Origin of the sequence: Salinactinospora qingdaonensis, from assembly GCF_039539445.1 — a bacterium.
GTDB lineage: Bacteria > Actinomycetota > Actinomycetes > Streptosporangiales > Streptosporangiaceae > Salinactinospora > Salinactinospora qingdaonensis.
In genome coordinates this window covers 19,278-40,301 of record NZ_BAABDD010000034.1, presented here as the reverse complement: position 1 = coordinate 40,301, position 21,024 = coordinate 19,278, and the positions used below count along the sequence as shown (strand labels likewise).

Genomic DNA, 21,024 nt, shown 5'->3' with positions numbered 1-21,024 from the left:
GGAGGGAAAGAACGCGCTCAGTCGAGCAGGGCCAAAGCCTGCGCGGCGGCGTCGCGCAGGCGCGCGGGCTCGTCGGTGGCCTTGCCCATCACCTGAATCCCCTGGATCAGGACCAGGATGAGACGGGCCAACCCACGAGCGTCCCGCTCCCGACCCAACTCACCCTGCGCTTGGGCCCGCAACAGCGCCGAGGTCAGAGCGGTCTCCAACAGGGTCCAACTGGACGCCACCCGGCGGGCGGCGTCGGGGTCGTGGGGGGCGAGCTCGACGGCGGTATTGACGACGAAGCAGCCCCGACAATCGGTGGGGTCGGCCGCCTGGTCGACGTAGTCCTGAATCACGGCACGCACCAAGGGAAGGGCCGGCCCTGGCTGGGAGAGGCGCCCTAGCAGCTCAGGGACGATCGACTCGCCGTAGCGGTCCAGAGCCTTGAGGTAGAGCTCGTGCTTGTCGCCGAAGGTGGCGTAGATGCTGGCCCGGGCCACCCCTAAACGCTCCACGAGATCGGACATCGAGGTCGCCTCGAACCCCCGCTCCCAGAACACCTCCAGGGCCGCCAGTAGCGCTGTGTCGGGGTCGAATTCCTTGGTCCTGGCCATAGGACCAAGATAGGCATTTCTAGAATGAAAAGTCAATTATTGATGTCGCCTCAGGGCCGCGGCTGAGCGCTTACCGCGCGCCCCAGCGCATCCGGTAGGAGCCGTTCCCGCGCGGCTGCTGCGCCCGCCAGGCCGCTAGGCGGGCGGCGGGGCGGTGCTGGCGCGTTCGACCAACCGGGTGGGCACCAGGGTCGTGCCCCGCTCGGGCGAATCGTTGTGCAGTTGGCGCAGCACCCCTTCGACCAGCAGCCGGCCGACTTCGGCGAAGTCCTGATGGACGGTGGTCAGCGGCGGCAGGAACGAGTTGGCCTCGGGGATGTCGTCGAAGCCGACCACGCTGACGTCGCGCGGTACGGACTTGCCCTTCTCGTGCAGTGCGCGCAGCAGCCCCAGCGCCATCTGGTCGTTGGCCGTGAAGACCGCCGTGCAGTCGGGCTCCTCGGCCAGCGCTAACCCCGCACGGTACCCCGATTCTGCCGACCAGTCTCCCCGGACCAGCGGGGGAACCTCGCAGCCGGCGTCGAGGAGCGTGGCTTCCCAAGCGTCGGCCCGCCGTTGCGCGGCGAAGGACTCTTCCGGCCCGGCAAGGTGCCACACCGTGCGGTGCCCGAGGTCGAGCAGGTGGCGAACGGCGACGCCCGAGCCGCCTGCCTGATCGGTGTCGACGACGCTGTAGCGGTCGCCAGCGTTGGAGTCGGCCACCACGACCTGCACGTTGGGCGGCAAAGACACCGTCGCGGCGTCGAGGAGGTGCACTTCCATGATCACGATGAAGGCGTCGACCGCCAACTCCCCCAACCGGGTGAAGGCGCCGTGCACCTCGTCTTGGGTGGGGGCGGCCACCGGCAACAGTGTGGTGGCGTAGCCATGCTGGGCGGCGGAGGTGGAGATGGCCTCCAAGGTGCGCACGTTTCCGGTGGTCGAGAGGGTGAACAGGATGACGCCGAGGGTACGGAATTCGCCCCATTTGAGCGCGCGGGCCGCGCTGTTGGGGCGGTAACCGAGCTCGGCCATAGCCGACAGCACCTGCTGGCGGGTCTCCATCACGACGCCGGGGTGGCCGTTGGAGACCCGGGAGACCGTCTGGGACGACACTCCCGCCAGCCGAGCGACATCGGCCATCGACACCCGCCGTGCCTGCCGCTTCGGCTGCCTGGCCACCGAGCTGTCATCCATCCGTCGTCTCCTCTGCCTCTCTTGACGCTCGATAGCGAGCAGTGTAAGTATCCCGCAATGTGATGTTTACGTAAACATAGCGCCCGCCGGCCACTTCCGAGGACCCCCTATGACGAGACCGTCACCACAACCGACGGCACCCCCCGGCACCTCGCCTCAGCGGCGCCCCTGCCCGAGCGGCCGACCCGCCGGCAGGAAGCTGCCGAGCGCCGCCACCCTGCCCCTCGGCCACCGCCGACCCGCCCGGTCCAGGGCAATCGCCACCGCCGAACCCTTGACGCAGGCCAGTGAAGAGGGGCACATTTCTCGCAACATGATGTTTACGTAAACATCCTGCCAGCCGACCCTTTCCGAGGACCCCGTATGACGACATCGTCACCCCCAACGACGGTGGAGCCCGACACTCCACCTCGAACGCGCCGCCCGAAACGCTCTTGGGTCGGCTGGACCTTCGTCGGGCCGTTCATGGCCGTCTTCACCCTCGTCTTCCTGGCGCCCATCGGCTACTCGATCTACCTGAGCCTGTTTCGCGACCAGCTCATCGGCGGCACGTCCTTCGTGGGACTGGCCAACTACCAGCAGGCACTCCAGGACGAACAGTTCTGGTCCGCCCTGGGACGGGTCTCGCTGTTCCTGGTGGTCCAGGTGCCGATCATGCTGTTCCTCGCGCTGCTGGTCGCCCTCGCCATCGACAGCGGACGCCTCTACGGCAAGAACTTCTTCCGGATCACCATCTTCATGCCCTACGCCGTCCCCGCGGTCGTCGCGACTTTGATGTGGGGGTTCATGTACGGCACCCGCTTCGGCCTCGTCGGCAACATCAACGACGCTTTCGGCGTCTCCCTGCCCGACCCCCTGTCCCCCGCTCTGGTACTCGCCTCCATCGGCAACATTGTGACCTGGGAATTCGTGGGCTACAACATGCTGATCTTCTACTCGGCGCTGCGGGTCATCCCGCACTCGCTCTACGAGGCGGCCCAGATCGACGGCGCCGGCCAGGTGCGCGTCATCACCGCGATCAAGCTCCCGGCCATCCGCGGTGCGCTGGTCATCGCCACGATCTTCTCGATCATCGGCAGCTTCCAACTCTTCAACGAGCCCAGCATCCTGCAAAGCCTGGCGCCCAACGCCATCACGACCTACTTCACCCCCAACCTGTTCACCTACTCCCTGTCGTTCTCCGGCCAGCAGCACAACTACGCGGCAACGGTCGCGATCATCATGGGCCTGCTCACGATGGTCATCGCCTACGTCGTCCAACTGCGTGGCATGCGAAAGGACGTGTGAGCGATGAGCGCACCGGCCATGACCACCGCACGCGACGGCGGCGCCCCCTCCGCCGCCATCCGACTGCGCACCCGACGCCGTCCCCACCACGAGACCGCGCCGCGGCGGCGCGCCCGCGGCAGCGTGCTGCTTACCCTGCTCACGAGCTTGGTCCTGCTCTACTCGCTGGTCCCCCTGGCGTGGCTGCTCATCAACGCCACCAAGTCCCAAGAGAGCCTGTTCACCTCCTTCGGCCTCTGGTTCGGCGGCGACTTCTCCCTGATCGACAACATCGTGGCCACCCTGACCTACGATGGCGGCATCTTCGGCCGCTGGCTGGCCAACACGGTGCTCTACGTGGTGCTCGGCGCCGGCGGCGCGACCTTCCTGGCCGTCCTGGGCGGCTACGCGCTGGCCAAGTTCGATTTTCCAGGCAAGCGCGCCGTGTTCGCCATCGTCATCGGCGCCGTCGCCGTGCCGGGAACGGCGCTGGCCGTGCCCACCTTCTTGATGTTCAGCGCGATCGGGCTGACCAACACCCCGTGGGCGGTGATCATCCCGTCGCTGATCTCACCGTTCGGGCTCTACCTGATGTGGGTCTTCACCCTTGAGGCGATCCCCACCGACCTGCTCGAAGCCGCGCGTATCGACGGCTCGGGCGAGCTGCGGACCTTCTTCCGCATCTCCCTGCCGTTGCTGGGGCCCGGCATCGTGACAGTCACGCTGTTCACCATGGTCGCCACCTGGAACAACTACTTCCTGCCGCTGATCATGATCAAAAACCCCGACTGGTACCCGCTGACTCTGGGACTCGACGCTTGGAACGCCCAAGCCGCCACTGCCGGCGGCGAGGCCGTCTTCAACCTCGTCATCACCGGTTCCATGCTCAGCATCCTCCCGCTGATCGCCGTGTTCCTGCTGTTGCAGCGGTACTGGCAATCGGGCCTGGCCGCCGGAAGCGTCAAGGAGTAGCTCCCGGCCCCGGCACTGCCCCACCCCAACCCCGCATTTCCTCGAACAAAGCGAGATGATCACCATGACTCTGCCAACACGCACCCTCACCCGCGGTATCGGGATGGTCTGCGTACTCGCGATGAGCCTCACCGCCTGTACCGGTGAGGACGGCGAAAACTCCGCTGCCGGCGACACGGACTCGGCGCTACAGGAGGGCGGCTCGCTCACCGTGTGGGCGTGGGAACCCACCCTGGAGCAAGCCGTCGAGGATTTCGAGGCCGCCCACCCCGAAGTCGACGTGGAACTGGTCAACGCCGGCACCAACACCGACCAGTACACCGCGCTGCAAAACGCCATCCAGGCGGGCTCGGGCGTGCCCGACGTAGCCCAGATCGAGTACTACGCGCTGGGCCAATTCGCGGTCGGCGAGTCCATCGCCGACCTGTCCTCCCTGGGCGCCGGCGACCTGGATGGCACCTTCTCCCCCGGCCCGTGGAACTCCGTGCAGCTCGACGGCGGCATCTACGGCCTGCCGATGGACTCCGGGCCCATGGCGATGTTCTACAACAAAGACGTCTTCGACACCCACGACGTCGAAGTGCCCAGCACCTGGGACGAGTACGTGGCCGCCGCCCGCGCCCTGCACGAGGCCGACCCGGAAATCTACATCGCCAACGACACCGGCGACGCGGGACTGACCACCAGCCTCATCTGGCAGGCCGGCGGCCGGCCCTACACCGTGGACGGCACCGACGTGACCATCGACTTCACCGACGAGGGCTCCACCACCTTCGCCCAAACCTGGCAGGAACTGCTCGACGACGACCTCCTCGCCCCCATCGGTAGCTGGAGCGACGAGTGGTACCAGGGACTGGGCGACGGCACCATCGCCACGCTCACCCTCGGCGCCTGGATGCCCGCCAACTTCGCCTCCGGCGTGCCCGACGGCGCCGGCTCCTGGCGCGTGGCACCGCTGCCGCAGTGGGAGGAAGGCCAAAACGCCAGCGCCGAAAACGGCGGCAGCTCGCTGGCGATCCCGGAAGCCAGCGGCTACAAGGAGCTGGCCTACGCCTTCGTCGAATACGTGACCGCTGGAGAGGGCGCCGACACCCGCGTCGACAACGGCGCGTTCCCCGCCACCACCGCCCACCTGGAGTCCGAGGAGTTCTTGAGCACCGAGTTCGACTACTTCGGCGGCCAGCAGGCCAACAAGATCTTCGCCGAGTCCGCCGAAAACGTCGTCGAAGGCTGGTCTTACCTGCCGTACCAGGTCTACGCCAACTCGATCTTCAACGACACAGCCGGCCAAGCCTACGTCTCCGACACGACCCTGACCGAAGGGTTGGCGGCCTGGCAGGAGGCCTCCGTGTCCTACGGCAACGAACAGGGCTTCACCGTCAACCAGTAAGCCCACAGCACGGGAGGGGCCCTCTCGCCCCTCCCACCACCACACCCTGGAAGGAAAACGATGTCCCCTGCCCACCCGCGCTCCTGGCTGCGCTGGCCCTCCGACCGCCCCCACGGCCCGGCCCCACGCCTGGCCTACGGTGCCGACTACAACCCGGACCAGTGGCCACGCGAGACCTGGGACGAGGACGTCCACCTGATGCGGGAGGCCGGGGTCAACATCGTCTCACTCGCGATCTTCTCCTGGGCACGCATCCAACCCGCCGAAGACCAATGGGACTTCGCGTGGCTGGACGAGATCATGGACCTGCTACACGCCAACGGCATCGCCGTCGACCTCGCCACCGCCACCGCCTCCCCACCGCCCTGGCTCACCACCGCCCACCCCGAGATCCTGCCGGTCACCGCGAACGGAGAAACCGTGTGGCCGGGAGCACGGCAACACTGGCGGCCCACCTCACCGGTCTTCCGCGAGTACGCGCTGCGGCTGGTCACCGCCATGGCGCAGCGCTATGCCGACCACCCGGCGCTGGCCGCCTGGCACGTCTCCAACGAGCTGGGCTGCCACAACATCTACGACTACTCCGACGACGCCGCCACCGCCTTCCGGGACTGGCTGCGCCGCCGCTATGCGACGATCGACGCGCTCAACGCCGCCTGGGGCACCGCCTTCTGGTCGCAGCGCTACACCGCCTGGGAGCAGGTCCTGCCGCCCCGGCTGGCCGCCTCCCACCCCAACCCCACCCAGCAACTGGACTTCAAACGCTTCTCCTCCGACGCGCTCAAAGATCATCTGCGCGCCGAACGCGACGTGCTGCGAAACATCACCCCCGACATCCCGGTGACCACCAACTTCATGGTCATGGGCGAAACCAAGGGGATGCACTACACCGACTGGGCCGGCGAGGTCGACTTCGTCTCCAACGACCACTACGTCCACCCCGGCCCCCAAGACCTGGACGAACTGTCGTTCTCCGCCAACCTCACCGGCAACATCGCCGGGGGCCTGCCCTGGTTTTTGATGGAGCACTCCACCAGCGCCGTCAACTGGCAGCCGGTCAACCGTGCCAAAGAACCCGGCGAGCTGGCACGCGACTCGCTGCTGCACGTCGCCCACGGCGCCGACGCGGTCTGCTTCTTCCAATGGCGCCAGTCAGCGGCGGGCGCCGAAAAGTACCACTCGGCGATGGTTCCCCATGCCGGCGCCGACAGCAAAGTGTTCCGCTCGGTGGTCGAGCTGGGACGCACCCTGGGCGAGCTGGCTGAGATCGCAGGAGCCCCCCGCCGGCGCGCCTCCGTCGCGATCCTGTTCGACTGGGAGTCCTGGTGGGCCAGTGAACAGGACTCCCACCCCTCGTCACTGCTGCGCTACCGCCAGGAAGCGCTCGACTGGTACTCGGCGCTGCTCTGCCTGGGGGTGCGCGCCGACGTCGTACCACGCGGCGCCCCACTGGAGGACTACCGGGTAGTCATCGCCCCCATCCTGCACATGGTGCCTGAAGAACTGGCCAAGGAGCTGACCAGCTACACCGAGGCCGGCGGGCACCTCATCACCACCTACTTCTCCGGCATCGTCGACGAGAACGACCATGCGTGGCTGGGCGGCTACCCCGGCCCGCTGCGCGACCTGCTCGGCCTGCGCATCGAAGAGTTCGCCCCACTGTTCGACGGCGAGACGGTCCACCTCGACGACGGCAGCACCGGCACCCTGTGGACCGACGAGATCACCGTCACCGACCCCGCCGTGACGGTACTCGCCTCCTACACCACCGGCGCGCACGCCGGCCGGCCCGCAATCACCCGCCGCCAGGCCGGCAGCGGCTCGGCCGCCTACGTGTCGACCCGGCTCGGCGCGCACGGCCTACCCGACATCCTGGCACGGCTGCTGGAAACCACAGGCGTGACCAGCGAACTGCCCCCGCAGGCCCACGGGCGGGTAGAACTGACCATCCGCGGCCACGGCGACACCGATTACTGGTTCCTCGTGAACCGGACCCAAGAGCCAGTCGCGCTGCCGGAGATCTCGGGCCAGGTGTTGGCCCGAGAGGACGAGGGCTCCGAGGAGCCGCTCGTCCTCGCTGCGCGCGGCGTGACTGTGGTGCGGCGGACAACAGGTGACCGGCCGCCGCACTAACCCGTTACTCACGGCATGTTCGACACACAACGCACAGCAAGGACAGTCTATGACCAGCGCCCCCCGCTCATCCCCCCGCCTGACTCCCCTGCTGGCCGCGCTGCTGACGGTGACGACGAGCTGCGCCTTGACCGTCATAGCGGCTCCCCCCGCCGGCGCCGAAAGCTCGGTGACGATCACACCCGACCCCTCCTACCAGGGCCAGCGGTTTGAAGGCTGGGGCACCAGCCTGGTGTGGTTCGCCAACGCCACCGGCGACTACCCCGACAGCATCCGCGAAGAGCTGGCCGGCCTCCTCTTCGACGAGGACGGGCTCAACCTCAACATCGCCCGCTACAACGTCGGCGGCGGCAACGCCCCCGACGTCACCAACTACCTGCGGGCCGGCGCCGCCGTCGAAGGCTGGTGGAACGCCCCCGAGGGCACCACCCGCGACGACACCGACTGGTGGAGCGCCGACGACCCCGACGACTGGAACGCCGACGCCGACCAGACCCAGCGCTGGTGGGTGGAACGCCTCAAGGACGACATCGACCACTGGGAGGCGTTCAGCAACTCCCCGCCGTGGTTCATGACCGAAAGCGGCTACGTCTCCGGTGGCTTCGACGGCAACACCGACCAGCTCAAAGACGAATCCGTGGCCGACTTCGCCGGCTACCTGGTCGGCGTCGCCGAACGCCTCGAAGACGCCCACGGTATCGAGGTCGACACCATCGACCCGTTCAACGAGCCCAACACCGACTACTGGAGCACATGGCTGAACTCCGACGGGGAACCCGTCGGCGGTCGGCAAGAGGGCGCCCACATGGGGCCGCAGCTCCAGCAGGACGTGATCCGCGCCCTCGCCGGCGAGCTGACCGGCGCCGACACCGACGCCGTCATCTCGGCGATGGACGAGACCAATCCCGGGCGGTTCGCGGACAACTGGCTGTCCTACCCCCAGGAGGTGCGCGACCTCGTCGACCAGCTCAACGTCCACACCTACGGCACCGGCAGCCGCACCACCGTGCGCGACCTGGCCAAGGCAGCCGAGAAACCACTGTGGATGAGCGAGGTCGGCGGCGACTGGGGCGATGGTCAGAACTTCGAGAGCATGGACCCCGGCCTGGGGCTCGCCCAGCACATCACCGACGACCTGCGGGAACTCGAACCCTCGGCCTGGGTGTTCTGGCAACCCGTCGAGGACTACGACAACATGGCCCCCGGCGGTGAGTCGGCGGAAGGCGGCAACTGGGGCAGCATCCAACTGCCCTTCGACTGCACCGCCCAGGACACGCTGGAAACCTGCCCCATCCGCACCAACACCAAGTTCGACACGGCGCGCAACTTCACCCACTACATCCAGCCCGGGGATCGGCTGGTCAAGGTCGGCGACACCTCCAGCGTCGCGGCCGTCTCGCCGTCGGAGCGCGACGCGACCGTCGTCCACGTCAACGACTCCGACGCGCCGCGCGCCGTGACCGTGGACCTGTCGAACTTCAGCCACGTCGACCACGACGCCACGATGACGCCGATCGTCACCGACGCCGACGGCGCGCTGGTCGAGCACGAGGCCGTCAGCGTGACCGACGACCGGGCCACGTTCACCGTGCCGGCCGAGTCGGTGACCACCTTCGTGGTCGACCGCGCCTTCGGCGTGGACCAAGACGCCGCCGCCGTGCAGCGCGGCGACGAGTACCGGCTGACCGGGGTGCAAAGCGACAAGTCGCTGGCCGCCTCCGACGACGGCACCGCCACGGTCATCCGCACCACCGCCCCCGACGACGAGGCCCAACTATGGCGCCTCAGCAAGGTGATCGCCTCCCCTGACGGCGACTGGCGGTTCGGCTTCGAGAAGCGCTTCAGCAACCGGCAGCGCTACGTGGTGACCAACGAGGGCACTGACGGGCGCCTGGCCGTGCGCGACGGTGCGCTGGTGCTGGAGCCCGACCAGGGGCCCGACGACGAGGCCGCCCAGTGGACGATGTCCACGACCGGCGACGGCTCGTGGACGTTCGTGAACGCGGCCACCGGCCAGCTCATCGACGTCGCCGGCCAAGCCACCCACGACGGCGCGGCCGTGTCGGTGTGGTCGCCCAACTCGGGCGCGAACCAGCGCTGGACCGTCACCACCCCGGAGGACGCGGCGTAACGCCGATCCTCTCCCCCACGGGCCGCCCTCCGAGCAGCTACGGAAAAGGCGAGCCCCACCAACACGGCGGTGCCGCCGGCTTCACCCCCGGCGGCACCGCCGCACTCCGCCCCCACCACGAGCAGACGCGCCACTACAAAAGACCCGCGCGTGGAGTTGCGCGGCGCACCCCCGAGACGGGGGTGGGAACCTCATGGGAGCCGTGGGGAACAAGACATCCTTGGGTGGAAAATCCGCGGCTGCGACCAAGCGGCGAACAAACCCCCTCCGGTCGCCCCTGCGAGGCACACCCCATCACCGCGCTCGCCGAGAATCCCCGCGAGTCGAGGCAAGGAAGAGGACCACAAGGGCTACGTCGCAACGCCCCGCCTCCCTCACCCCATCACCGACCGGCCACGCCCCAGCGACGACGGCGCGTCCGCCCCATGCCCAAGTGCCCATACAGGGGAAACCCGTTCGTCTTAGAGCTGGTGCGCGCGCCCCTAGGAGTACCTGACGTGGCTGGCCGTTAGCTCACTTGGCAGAGCAGCGGACTTTTGACTGGCACTCTCTAAAACCGCCCTTGGCCAGGGGCACCCACGAAAGTCAGGGGGCGTTGTGGCCGTCAACGATCTCACGGGCACGCGCGGTGAGTTCGTCGTGCTCCCGGTCGGACTGGAACCAGCCCTCAGGCCAGTAGAGCATGAATCTGTCCACGCGCCGCGCGTCGCCGGTCCGGCCCATCTGCTCTACCCAGTGCTCGGCGGATTCGACGTCGCGGAACTCATACACAGACATCTCCTCGGTTTTGACCATCGTGATGCAATCGTGCTCGCTTCCGCTGTCGGACTGGCAGGCCGACGTCGCGTCCCGAGCTTCGTCCATCGGGTGCAGCTCGCTGAGCTCGTCGACAAGTTCACTCGCCGAGAGGACCTCGGGCGGTGGCGGCAGCTCGGTGTCCGCCGTTGAGGGGGCCGGCTGCTCTGGGGTCCCCGATGCCGGCTGCTCCGGCGCGTCCGGCGCCGGTACGCAGCCGACAGCGGCGGCGAGCACCAGGGCGGTGGGGAGGCTCCGGCGGAGACGTGACATGGGGTACCTCACAGGGGGTCTACGAGGAGACAGGCTCGACCTTAGCGGCGCGAGCGCCCCCGCCTAACCGCCTGGCCGGAGGCGGTCACGCCGCTACACGCCCTATGTCGCCGGCGCGTCCTGCGATGCGCCGCCCGGACGCGCGCCGCCGCGGCCGACCGGACCGTACCGCCTGGCCACGGCGGTGGCCTCTCGACCACGCACCGCCGTCAGGTCCGCTTCGCTCATGCCGGCCTCTTTCCGGAGATGTGCGCGGGTGTGGTTGAAGAAGGCTTCCAGGCCGCGACAGTCGACCGCTGCCGAGCCGGGGCTGGTCTGAGCCTGACCGATGACGCCGGGGCTCCCTGACGTGCTGGGGCTCGACGGCTTTAGCGGCGACTTGCGTTCTCTTGCGTTTGAAACTCGGCGAGCTGGGCGGTAGTGAGGTGGTGGCGCCTGACGACGTGTTCGCTCCTGCCACGGGATCGAAGTCGAACGCCACGAACCCATATGCCAGGCGAGGATGTTTCGGCACTGAAATCCTCTGCTGTGCAACCGTCGTGGTACTCGGGTAAAATCAACCAGAGCGGCGTAACCCCTGGTCACACAAGGTTCGCCATGGGCCATTAGCTCAACTGGCAGAGCAGCGGACTTTTAATCCGCGGGTTCAGGGTTCGATCCCCTGGTGGCCCACCGTCTGATAGCTCCACTACCTGGGCGTTCTCCCCTTCGGGAGAGCGCCCTTTGGTTTCTCCGGCCCGATGGGAGCCCGACGGTTCCGGTGCGGCCCTTGCTCCTGGCCCGAGCCCATCGCCTCCCCCACAATCGTCGGCTCACTGATAGCGGCCCGCACATCTCACGAGCGCGGAAACGGCAGCCGGCGCTGCACCCAGCGCGGCTTCGGATTGGCAGACAGCGCCACCTGCCCCTTGGCCTGGCGCGGCTTGCGCGCCGGCGGCGACGGCGGGGCGTCCCATACCTCGCCCAGGCGCAGCGTGGCGCGCCGACCCGGTATCCGCTGCGGCGGCGGGGTGGGCAACACCCCCTGGCGCCATCGCCGCTTAGGGGCCCGCCCCGCCTCACCCGACGCCGGCCCGCTTTGCTGGCCCGGCCGCGACGGCGAAGACGGCGACGAAGGACGCGCGGCTGGCTGGGGTAGCTCAAAGAGCTCCAACTGCCGAGGCCGCACCGGCTGCTGCGGGGCTTGCGAGGGCGAGGCCGGTCGCGGCCGAGCGGGTGGGACAACCGGGCGCCAGCGCGGCCCCCAAGCCGGCGTTTCCCCTGGTTGCGACCCCGGAAAGCTCGGCGACCCCGGACGCGGCCCCCGCGGACTCGGTGGAGCCGGCGGGCTGGGTGGGCCCGGCAACTGAGGCGGCGAAGCGCCTGGCTCCTGGGCTGCGGGCAACTCACGACGACGCCTGCCCCCGCCCAGATCCCCGGCCGGGGTAGGCGGCTCATAGCGGGGCCGATACCACCAGATCGAGGGCTGCACCGGCTGCACCCCCCGCCCTGCCCCCGCCGCAGCCCCCTGCGGACGAGGCCCCCGTTGGCCCGGCCCACCCCCGGCACGGGCATAGCGCGCGGCTCCCACCGGCCGCATCATCGCCGCCCCACCGCCAGCCGGCGCCGAGGCGCCCTGGCCGAGCTTGACGCCCTTGACCGTGCGATACAGCAGGATCATCGCCAGCGACTTGCCCAGCATCACCAGCGGGGAACGGCCCGGATGCGGCGACCACACCAGCTTGAATACCCAAAACGGCACCCGGATCTGGATGTAGAGCAGCACCAAAAACAACAACACGTTGCCCACCAGCCCCTGCGTGCCGCCCGGATCGGTAGCCGCAGTCACCAGCTTCGAGGCCACCATCACCGTGCCCGGCCCTGGGGCGAGCCCACCTGTAGCGGAAGTCTCGATGTTGCCGAAGTAGGACAGCTCCCCCTGGAAAAACAACCGCATGAACGCCCCGAACGCCACGGCCTGGGCAATGGGCACCGCCAGCAGGCCCGCCATCGCCCGCCACCACAACTCCGCCAGCCGGTTGGTCTGGGGCAGCGCGTGAAACATCAACAGCAGCGGCGCGGCGATCACCAACGTGATCGACATGACGATGCGCACCAGATCCATGACGCACCACACCACCACCAGCACCACCACGACCACGAGCAGCAACAGCACGAACACGATTGCTTCCATGAGCACGTACTCCATGCGCTCACGCAGATTGCGCGCGGCCTCCTCGGCATCGACACTCATCGAAGCGACCGCCGCCGAAACCGCGTTAGCCCCCGTGATCATCTGCGTAGCCAGCCACAGCGAACAGTTCGAGGCAACGAAGGCAAACGCCAACCGCGGCAACACCTCACCGGCGCCATAGCGCGTCTGCACACTCTCGTGGCTCATCACCACCAGCCCGCCGGCCACCACCAACAGCACATACAGCGCATTCGAGACAGCCAGCACCCCCGACCACAGCCCCTCCACCCCCGAGGTGGGCACAGGCGTGTGGAAAGCGATCTGGCCGATCCAGCCGAACAGCGGATTCAGCGCATCCTTGACCAGATCGTGGAACCAGTTGGAGACATGACACGACACCTCGATGGCGCCGCAATCGGCAAACGGCTCCTCCCCACCCTGGGCAGGAGCCTGCGGCGGCCCCTCTGAAGGCGCTGGGGCGGGGTTGTGCTCCGGCTCTGGTGTTTCCACCGCCGGGCCAGGCTGGGGACTGGGCTCGGGCCGCCCCGGCTGGGCCGCTTCAGGCTCTGGTCCCGGAACTGGGGTGGGGGCCGGCGGGCCGGGCTGCGGATGCGGCTCGGGTAGCGCCGGCTGTCTCGGCACCAGCCTGGCCGCACGTTCTGCGACAAGACGCGACAGCGGAATGGACCACAGGAAGGGCGTCGCACCCCCCGGCGCCGGTAAGCCGTAGGTGGCCAGCCACAGCACGGGCCTCACCCACCGCTGCCCTGGACGACATAGTCCAGCACGGTCATCAGCACGGTGGCCAAGATCGCGATCGCATAGCCCACGCCCGCTCCCGAGAGCGCGCGCTTGGCCTTGTCGATCTCGCCGGGATCGCCGCCGGCCAGCATCCACCGCAGCCCGGCGATGGTCAAAAACAGCGTCCCGATCGCCGAGGCCAACCCGACGATGACGTTACGCAGCCGCGCCACCACCTGCTCCAGCTCGCTGGTAACCCCCTCAGCCCCCTCTGGGGTGTCTGGAGAGGGGGTGGGCTCGGGGTGAGCCCACACGGGCTCACCCCCCGCAGTGGCCAGCCACCCTCCGACAAGCACGGCCACCGCCACCACGATGGCTACGGCCAGCCGCACCCCCCAGCGCCCACACCCCACCATCACCTCGGGCCTGCTTCGCGATGCCGACACCGGCCCACCCCTCTCGCCTGCTCACGACCCCCTGCGACGCGATCCTCGGCGCCGCCCCGGCGAGCGGGCGGGCCTCCCCCTCTCCACACACAGGTGACGATCAACGATCACAACGTCGGGGCGAATGACGAGCGATCACACCCTCCGCCACGAGGGCGGCACCGAAACTCACCCCCTCAACAAGCCCACCGCCGACCCGAATGCGACACGGCAGCATCGCCAACCTGCAACCGCACCACCTCACCCCCTGCATCCGACGCCTTCTCCGAACCCAACGCCTCGCCTTCAAGCTGGGAGCACACGGCCCGGGTAGCCACCCGCCCCTCGCGCAGGGCTTGTACCAGCCGCGCCTCGGCCCGCTCACGCCGCTTGGCCACCGCCTTGTAGCTCACGCCCCACCGCTGGGCGATCTCGGCCAGGCACCGCTGGCCCAGCCGCGACTGGCCGATCAACTCCGCCTCGCCTGCCGAGATCACCCCGGCACGCACCGCCTCAACCAGCACCAGATCCGGATGCCCCTCGGGCTGCTCAGACACCTGTGCCTCCCCGATCTCTTCGGTAGCTGCGGGCCGGGCCATCTCCCGACGCCGAGCGCGCAACCCGGCCCGCTGGGTACGACAGCGCACAAACCACGCCAGACGCGCATAATCGGTGTTGATCGAGCGCACCGTGGCCACGAACCCGGCCAGCACCTCAGCTTCGACCTCATCGACCGCATCAGCCTCCAAGCCCCGCGCCACCCGCCGGGCCACCCCCTTCAACCCGGGCATGCCCAACCCGATCGCGCCCACCATCCACGCCTGCGACACCCGCGCCGTTGCGATCACGCGGCGCCACACCACATCGCGCACCTCCTGCGGTGTCGAGCGGCGCATCAACAGCTCGCGCACCTCGACCAACCCGAAATCACGGTCAGCCCACCCCGCATCCACCTCACGCCCGGGCAACGCCAACGGATCGGGCACCAGCCGCATGAACTCCCGCTCAGCAACCACCAACGGCGACGAACCAAACCCCACAGCGAACCCCTTTCTCGGGCCGACGTTGACCAACGCCCACCACGAAAAACAGGCCCACAATCACCTCACCGACATCCCACCACCCACCCGCCCCCACACCACGATCAACCAGCAAACACCCCACCCACACACCGCCACCACAACTTGATCCCACCCCGCCCGCCACACACCTCGACCAACACCACCACCCCAACACCTGCCAACCCCATGTTCACCCCCTGAGCTGCAAAAACGCCTTACTCACCCCCACCGGAACACCCCCACATCCAGCCACCCACACCACACCGCACACCCCACCCAAAACAATCCAAAAAAAATTTCTCGCCCGCCCCTACACCCGCTGGCAGCCACCCAAAGAAGCAGCTACCACCAGCCCACCACCCACCCCACCCGAACCGGCTACCGTGCCGCTACAGTCCCCGGAAGATGACTGCCACTGTGGCGTCTCACCTACATGCACCATGCCCTGCGGGGGTTGCGATCCTCAGCCACCCCGGAGGGTGGCTGCCACCCCATCGGCGTCATCGCGGCCCGCCTGCGCGGGTCCGAGGTGCGATCCTCAGCCACCCCGGAGGGTGGCTGCCACCCCGTGAGGTCGATCCATACGAGTCGGTCGACTTTGGCGGTGCGATCCTCAGCCACCCCGGAGGGTGGCTGCCACCCCATCACACGCAACAACAGTCTGGCCTGGTAGTGCGGTGCGATCCTCAGCCACCCCGGAGGGTGGCTGCCACCCCCTGACTGAGCAGGGAAAACGTCCGCACTCCGAGTGCAAAACCCTCCCGCCCAGCAGCATTTCATGCCTCCTTGTCCGTTTCGTGCTTGGGAACCTCCCCGGGATCCAATGACCACTCCAGGTTCCTAAGCACAACGCGCCCCTGCGGGTAACGCTTTCTCGAAGCTACCCCACGCACCTCTCCCACTTCGTCCGGAGCAAAGCTCCGAGAAAGCGGCGTGAGAGAGAGCGGTTACGGTGAAGGACTGGCGACAGCGAGCTGGTCTAGAAGGAAAACACTCGGTGCCGATTCGTTGCGCGGTCCTCGACATTGGCAAGCCCCCACTTGAAGACACCCGAGAACGGGGACGACGGGCCGACTGGGATGTGGGTGGAATCACCGGTAACCAAACCGCGCGCGTGGCTGAACTGTTGCGCACGATGGAGCTATCCGCCGATGCGATCGCGACCTCCGGTGAGTGGGGCATCGTCAAACCCGATCCCGCCTTTTTCTCAGGGGCATCTTTCTCAGGGGCATCGAACTCACCTCAGGCGAATCTCAGGAGATCGTCTACGTCTGTGATCACCGCGACTACGACATCATCCCCGCTCACGCTGCGGGCCTGTGCACCGCCCTCATCCGACGCGGCCCTTGGGGGCACCTGTGAGCCGAAGCCTCACCGTGCAGGCCACCACGGACTGGGTGATCAACTCCCTTGCTCAACTCCCAGAGCTGGTCGTCCACTCTCACTGATGAGCTACAGCAAGTCCGACCGTCTGTGCGAATGCGTGCCCGAGCCCTGTGTTTCTCACCAACAACACCTGTCGTGGCAGCGCTACCCCCTGTATGCCTCATTCTGGGTAAAGCCGCAGACGCCAAGCAGCGAGGAGAAGCCCCCACAATGGACGTTTTGGCCGCTACTGAGGTGGAGCGTGCGCTGGTGATCGTGGCCCACCCCGATGATGCGGAGTTTTGGGCTGGTGGAACGCTCGCTGGGTGGGCTGAGACCGGCATAGCCGTCACTATCTGCGTGCTCACTGATGGTGAACAGGGCGGCTTCGATAGCACCACCCCACGCTCACAGATCCCCCGCATCCGGCGCGCGGAGCAACAGGCGGCAGCCGAGGTCCAAGGCATAGGTGATGTGCGGTTCTTGGGGCTGACCGAGGAAGATTTGCACCCCACTCCGCGGTTGAAGCGGAGTCTGGTTGCTCTCATCCGTGAGCTGCGCCCGCGCCGCATACTCACGTGGAGTCCGGAGTGGAACTGGCAGCGCTTTCGCTCTAGCCATCCCAACCATCGAGCCACCGGGGAGGCGACCCTTTCGGCGATCTATCCCGACGCCGGCAACCGCTTTGCCCACACTGACCTGCGAGAACAGGGCCTGGAGGCGTGGAACGTCGAGGAGATCTGGCTAATCAACGCTCCAGAGCCCAACCACTACGTCAATGTCACCTCCACCTTCGAACATAAGGTGGCCGCGGTGCGCGCCCACGAGAGCCAGGTGGGCAACCGTTCGGACTTGGCCGCCGAGCTCCGCGCCCGGATCGAACCCAACACGGCCGCTGCCGGACTGGAGCCGGGAGAACTCGCCGAGGCGTTCCAGGTGGTGTTCAACCGCTAGAGGCCGACACACCATCGCTGGAGACAAGAACCGGCTTCGCCTGTCGGAGGAATGTATCCACCTCAACAATGGTGGCTGCTCCGGCGACTTGGATATCTCGTGCGAGGGTAGCGATGTCTTGACGAACGTGGTGGGAACGTAGCCCGTGAGCTTGATTCACGATGCGTGTCCCCAGAGCTGCGGCCTGCTCGACGTCGCCGTGCTGTAGGTGAGCGTTGGCCAAGATGGCGGTGCGCTGGGCGCGCGTACGGCCATGGTCAATGTGGCATGAGCGCACAGCGTTTTCGGCGTAGCGTTGTGCCGTCGTGGGCTCCCCCAGATCACGGAACGCGCGGGCAGCGTGGCCCCACAGGCCCCCTTCGTCGAAATCCAGCCATGACGGGGCGTCGTCGCTCTTAGCGGCCGCTAAGGCTGTTTCCGCGGTCGACAGTGCGTGCAAACAGGAGGGGCGATCTGCGTGGGCGGCGTGGGCGCAGGCTTCCATGGCAGCCAGCATCGCCGTCATTTTCGCAGTGGATATGGCCTGGGTGCCCGTGCGGGCTGCCCTGGCCATATCGATGGCCACTGGCACCTGGCCGAGATGGAGGGCTTGATGACTCAAGGCGGCCAAGACCCGCCCTCCGAACAGGCGATCATCGCCAGCGTGGGAGAGCCGCAGAGCATACACCATGTATCCGCGAGCCTGGAGGTGCTCGCCTTGATCGTAGGCGGCCCACCCAGTATCCAAGGCCAGCTCGGCGGTGGTCCGCATCAATGACCGGCCGACTGCCTCGTCATAGCTGCCGTTGAGCAGTGGGGCCACCTCGTGACACAGAAACGTCGCGAGTAACGGAAAAGCCGTTCCTCCACCGTAAGTGTTGTCGAGGGTTTTTAACTGACGGCCAACGGCACGAAGGCGTTGCACGTCACTGTCCCCCACATGCGCCCCTGCCGAATGCGCAACAGTAGTGTCAGGAGGAGTTACCAGCCATCGAAAAGCGATCTCGGCGAACTGTCTCTCCTCGGTGGTCGTTGACGTACTGAAAATGTCGTTCCACGGCGCCCATGTGCGCACGGTGTCGAGGCCAGCCGGCCAGTCGTCAGGGGAGATCTCGGGAGCGGTAGCCGAGCGCGGGGTTCGTTCCGTTTGCAGCAGCGGCCCCTCTTCCGGCCGAGGAGCAGGCAGCGGTTGCGGCGCCAGTGGAGGTGCCTCCAGCGCTTGCAGAGCGGCACGGATCTTGACGAGGTCGCGTAGCTGGGAGCGACCGGACTCCAACATGGAGACCATTCCGTCGGACAGCCCGGTCAAGCGGGCGATCGCCTTCAGCGTCAGGTCGCTATGGCGGCGCAGCAGCGCGACAATCGCTGCCATGTCCAGCCGCGTCAGTGCCTCGCGCGTTTCGGGAAGGCGCCAAAAGTCCTGGGGCACACACCGGCACTGTTTCAGCTTGCGGTTGCGACCACAGTTTCGGCACACCATCCGTTTCCCCTCTGCCTGTTCCCGGGGCTCACGTGCTTGAGAACGAATTCACCAAGCTGATGAGGCGAACTACAGAGGCCCCAGGCTAGGGTTGACCATCTTGGCGTAGCTGCCCCGAAAACCTTGCATACGGTTGGACATGCATGACACAGCTCGATGCCTATCGAGAGTCGAAGCGGTCGCCATAGGTTCCGTGAGCATGGCTAGGAACGTGCTATGGATCGTGGTGTTGGCACTGTTTGAAGCGCAGGAGAGAATTATTCGGCTTTAACTGGAGTGCCGTTGGGAAGACGCCGGTAGGTACGAGTATCGTTCTTGGCGATCTTGGCATCAACCTCACTTTCCACATCAATGTTGAGAAGTTCGGCGAGCCCGAGCAAGTAGATCGCGATGTCAGCGAGTTCCTCGCCGACATCGTCTTGCTGCTTGCGCCATGAGTCGAACGCTTCGGAGACCTCGCCGTGCAGCAGAGAAAACTCCAAGGCGATATCGGTGGTGTTGAAGCCTTTCTCCCGTTTGTTCTCCACGATGGTCTTTTGCAGTGATCGGATATCCACCCCTGCCCCCAATGGTGTCGTGGCATGGCTCGCGGCTCACGCGGACGGTCACGAAAAAGTGCTTGGTTGGTGAGCCTAGCGTGACGAGCGGGGCAGGGTGGACTGAATCACCGGTCAAGTTGTCTCCTGTGTGGTGACAGGAATGCCAGCGCGGGCGAACGTGCTGAAGACGGCTTGATAGGCGTGCACGATGGCCTGGAGATGTTCGGTCTTGGGGTGGGTGCCGTCGCGGTTATGGAGGCGAGCAGCGATCGTGTGTGGCGGCGCGGTGAGGTGGACGAGTAGTCCGCCACGTTTGACGAGTTGGTGGCAGAGGTTGATCGCGTCATCGGTGCTGATGCGTGTGTGCCCACGGAAGAGGGGGCCGTAGACGAGCTCGCTGATGAAGGAGCGGTCCATCACACTGTGTTCTAGCGCTTGGATGGCGTGGGTGTAGTGGATTACGAGGTCGGTTCCCTCGGGAGAAACTCCGCTGTGGAGAATTCGGTGGCCGTGCATATGGGCGATTCTGCGGGCGAGGGTGCTCTTGCCGACACCGTCACAACCTTCGAGGATGATCAGCCGATGGTGTGCTGCCCATGTCAAGGTCGGGCCGGTCATCGTGACGGCATCTCGGTGGCGAGTTCTGCCGGGCCGGCGATGCGTTGGATCGCGTAGTGGACCATCAGGTTGCGAGTGTTGGGTTCGCGCCCGTGGGCAAAGGTCCACCAGCCGGGAGGATTCATGGTGTAGACGGGGCGTTTCAGCGCCGTGTACATCCCTGCGATGAGGGCGGCTCCGGGCGGTGTCTCTGGCCCGCGCACATCGACCAGGGCCGCGTGGCAGCGTTGCGCCTCACTCCAATCGGTGCGGGCGGCTGCGGGCACATCAGTGGTGACCTGTAGACGGGCTGCGGTGTAGGTGGACCATCCGTGCTGCTGAAGTGCGCGCACGCTTTCCTGCCATCTCGGGTCATGAATGTAGGGGGAGGGTTCGATGTAGAGCCGCGGGGGCGTAGTCGGCGGTGAGGCCAACGGGGCGGGAGAGGCGGTGTCGAGGAGTGCGGCGGTTGCGCGCGGGCCCAGTCGGTCGATGAGGTCGTGGTTTTGCTGGGCGAAGGCGGTTAGCCGGTTTTTCGCTGTGTGGTAGTTCCCGGCGGGGAGGCGGTGGGCGCGAACAATCTGTTGTGCCACAACGTCGATGAGGGGGTCGGGGAACGTGGAGACCGAATTGTGAGCGGTCGGTCCGTAGGTTTGGAAATCGGTGGTGGCCACGACGATGGGAACCGCGCGAGCGGCAGCGTAGCCGATTTCCATGCAGACCCCGTCATCCAGGCTTGGGCCGTGGAGCAGAGCCAGCAGGCCGTCGGCGCGGTCGAGACGTTGGCGGTCGAGATCGTAGAGCAGTTGTCCTTTGGTATCGGCAACGAGCGCGTCTTCGTCGGTGTCGCAGAAAGGGAGAAAGACCGTGTCACTACCGACGTATTGGGCTAGATGGTCGGCGATACGGGCGGCCAGTGCGCGGTCGTGGGCTGCGAATAACCGATGAGCCAGGTAATACAGCGGCACCGGGGCG

At 67.0% G+C, this 21,024-nt stretch carries 17 protein-coding genes and 1 tRNA gene; 7 read left to right on the top strand and 11 right to left on the bottom strand.

Going from position 1 to position 21,024, the window contains the following annotated elements:
* Window positions 1-17 precede the first annotated feature (17 nt).
* Both ABD848_RS22025 and ABD848_RS22020 read right to left on the bottom strand, forming a co-directional pair.
* Window positions 18-599: a TetR/AcrR family transcriptional regulator gene (locus ABD848_RS22025; RefSeq protein WP_344976035.1), complete on the bottom strand. Its 582-nt coding sequence runs from the start codon at window positions 597-599 to the stop codon at window positions 18-20.
* A 135-nt stretch (window positions 600-734) separates the two neighbouring features.
* A complete protein-coding gene (locus tag ABD848_RS22020; protein ID WP_344976032.1) occupies window positions 735-1,775 on the bottom strand; it encodes a LacI family DNA-binding transcriptional regulator in 1,041 nt (346 codons plus the stop codon).
* A gap of 363 nt (window positions 1,776-2,138) precedes the next feature.
* Between ABD848_RS22020 and ABD848_RS22015 the strand changes: the two genes are divergently transcribed.
* From ABD848_RS22015 to ABD848_RS21995, 5 genes are all read left to right on the top strand, one after another.
* Window positions 2,139-3,062 carry a carbohydrate ABC transporter permease gene (locus ABD848_RS22015; protein WP_344976029.1) on the top strand — a complete coding sequence of 308 codons (924 nt, stop codon included), beginning with the start codon at window positions 2,139-2,141 and terminating at the stop codon, window positions 3,060-3,062.
* Between the two features lie 3 nt (window positions 3,063-3,065).
* A complete protein-coding gene (locus ABD848_RS22010; RefSeq protein WP_344976025.1) occupies window positions 3,066-4,013 on the top strand; it encodes a carbohydrate ABC transporter permease in 948 nt (315 codons plus the stop codon).
* Between the two features lie 64 nt (window positions 4,014-4,077).
* Window positions 4,078-5,403 (top strand): ABC transporter substrate-binding protein, encoded by a 1,326-nt coding sequence (locus tag ABD848_RS22005; RefSeq protein WP_344976022.1) that lies wholly within the window; start codon window positions 4,078-4,080, stop codon window positions 5,401-5,403.
* A gap of 60 nt (window positions 5,404-5,463) precedes the next feature.
* Window positions 5,464-7,536 (top strand): beta-galactosidase, encoded by a 2,073-nt coding sequence (locus ABD848_RS22000; protein WP_344976020.1) that lies wholly within the window; start codon window positions 5,464-5,466, stop codon window positions 7,534-7,536.
* Between the two features lie 49 nt (window positions 7,537-7,585).
* Window positions 7,586-9,667 carry an RICIN domain-containing protein gene (locus tag ABD848_RS21995; RefSeq protein ID WP_344976017.1) on the top strand — a complete coding sequence of 694 codons (2,082 nt, stop codon included), beginning with the start codon at window positions 7,586-7,588 and terminating at the stop codon, window positions 9,665-9,667.
* Window positions 9,668-10,252: 585 nt separating this feature from the next.
* Here ABD848_RS21995 and ABD848_RS21990 read toward each other — a convergent pair.
* Window positions 10,253-10,735 (bottom strand): hypothetical protein, encoded by a 483-nt coding sequence (locus tag ABD848_RS21990; protein WP_344976014.1) that lies wholly within the window; start codon window positions 10,733-10,735, stop codon window positions 10,253-10,255.
* A 599-nt stretch (window positions 10,736-11,334) separates the two neighbouring features.
* On the opposite strand from ABD848_RS21990, the gene ABD848_RS21985 reads away from it, so the two are divergent.
* Window positions 11,335-11,407, top strand: a tRNA-Lys gene (locus tag ABD848_RS21985).
* A 163-nt stretch (window positions 11,408-11,570) separates the two neighbouring features.
* Here ABD848_RS21985 and ABD848_RS21980 read toward each other — a convergent pair.
* The 4 genes from ABD848_RS21980 to ABD848_RS25125 form a co-directional block, all read right to left on the bottom strand.
* Complete coding sequence (locus ABD848_RS21980; protein WP_344976011.1) at window positions 11,571-13,418, bottom strand: type IV secretion system protein; 1,848 nt, start codon at window positions 13,416-13,418, stop codon at window positions 11,571-11,573.
* 242 nt (window positions 13,419-13,660) lie between these two features.
* Window positions 13,661-14,095, bottom strand: a complete 435-nt coding sequence (locus ABD848_RS21975) for a pilin (protein ID WP_344976009.1) — start codon at window positions 14,093-14,095, stop codon at window positions 13,661-13,663.
* A 176-nt stretch (window positions 14,096-14,271) separates the two neighbouring features.
* Window positions 14,272-15,114 carry an RNA polymerase sigma factor gene (locus tag ABD848_RS21970; RefSeq protein ID WP_344976006.1) on the bottom strand — a complete coding sequence of 281 codons (843 nt, stop codon included), beginning with the start codon at window positions 15,112-15,114 and terminating at the stop codon, window positions 14,272-14,274.
* Window positions 15,115-15,564: 450 nt separating this feature from the next.
* Window positions 15,565-15,783 (bottom strand): hypothetical protein, encoded by a 219-nt coding sequence (locus ABD848_RS25125; RefSeq protein ID WP_425567649.1) that lies wholly within the window; start codon window positions 15,781-15,783, stop codon window positions 15,565-15,567.
* Between the two features lie 957 nt (window positions 15,784-16,740).
* On the opposite strand from ABD848_RS25125, the gene ABD848_RS21965 reads away from it, so the two are divergent.
* Window positions 16,741-17,454, top strand: coding sequence for a PIG-L deacetylase family protein (locus ABD848_RS21965; RefSeq protein ID WP_344976003.1), 714 nt, complete (start codon window positions 16,741-16,743; stop codon window positions 17,452-17,454).
* Here the strand turns inward: ABD848_RS21965 and ABD848_RS21960 are convergent.
* From ABD848_RS21960 to ABD848_RS21945, 4 genes are all read right to left on the bottom strand, one after another.
* Window positions 17,444-18,862 carry a helix-turn-helix domain-containing protein gene (locus ABD848_RS21960; protein ID WP_344975999.1) on the bottom strand — a complete coding sequence of 473 codons (1,419 nt, stop codon included), beginning with the start codon at window positions 18,860-18,862 and terminating at the stop codon, window positions 17,444-17,446. The two genes, ABD848_RS21965 and ABD848_RS21960, sit on opposite strands and share 11 nt — an antisense overlap.
* Window positions 18,863-19,170: 308 nt before the next feature.
* On the bottom strand, window positions 19,171-19,470 hold the full coding sequence (locus ABD848_RS21955) for a MazG-like family protein (RefSeq protein WP_344975996.1): 300 nt from the start codon (window positions 19,468-19,470) through the stop codon (window positions 19,171-19,173).
* A 114-nt stretch (window positions 19,471-19,584) separates the two neighbouring features.
* Window positions 19,585-20,070: a hypothetical protein gene (locus ABD848_RS21950; protein ID WP_344975993.1), complete on the bottom strand. Its 486-nt coding sequence runs from the start codon at window positions 20,068-20,070 to the stop codon at window positions 19,585-19,587.
* Window positions 20,067-21,017: a nucleoside 2-deoxyribosyltransferase gene (locus tag ABD848_RS21945; RefSeq protein WP_344975990.1), complete on the bottom strand. Its 951-nt coding sequence runs from the start codon at window positions 21,015-21,017 to the stop codon at window positions 20,067-20,069. Before ABD848_RS21945 ends, ABD848_RS21950 begins: the two co-directional genes overlap by 4 nt.
* Window positions 21,018-21,024 lie beyond the last annotated feature (7 nt).

Excerpts from the sequence above, each read along its gene's own strand:
- ABD848_RS22000 (WP_344976020.1), top strand. The coding sequence starts at position 5,464 with ATGTCCCCTGCCCACCCGCGCTCCTGGCTGCGCTGGCCCTCCGACCGC.
- ABD848_RS21995 (WP_344976017.1), top strand. The coding sequence starts at position 7,586 with ATGACCAGCGCCCCCCGCTCATCCCCCCGCCTGACTCCCCTGCTGGCC.
- ABD848_RS22025 (WP_344976035.1), bottom strand. The coding sequence starts at position 599 with ATGGCCAGGACCAAGGAATTCGACCCCGACACAGCGCTACTGGCGGCC.
- ABD848_RS22015 (WP_344976029.1), top strand. The coding sequence starts at position 2,139 with ATGACGACATCGTCACCCCCAACGACGGTGGAGCCCGACACTCCACCT.
- ABD848_RS22010 (WP_344976025.1), top strand. The coding sequence starts at position 3,066 with ATGAGCGCACCGGCCATGACCACCGCACGCGACGGCGGCGCCCCCTCC.
- ABD848_RS22005 (WP_344976022.1), top strand. The coding sequence starts at position 4,078 with ATGACTCTGCCAACACGCACCCTCACCCGCGGTATCGGGATGGTCTGC.
- ABD848_RS22020 (WP_344976032.1), bottom strand. The coding sequence starts at position 1,775 with ATGGATGACAGCTCGGTGGCCAGGCAGCCGAAGCGGCAGGCACGGCGG.
- ABD848_RS21990 (WP_344976014.1), bottom strand. The coding sequence starts at position 10,735 with ATGTCACGTCTCCGCCGGAGCCTCCCCACCGCCCTGGTGCTCGCCGCC.
- ABD848_RS21950 (WP_344975993.1), bottom strand. The coding sequence starts at position 20,070 with ATGACCGGCCCGACCTTGACATGGGCAGCACACCATCGGCTGATCATC.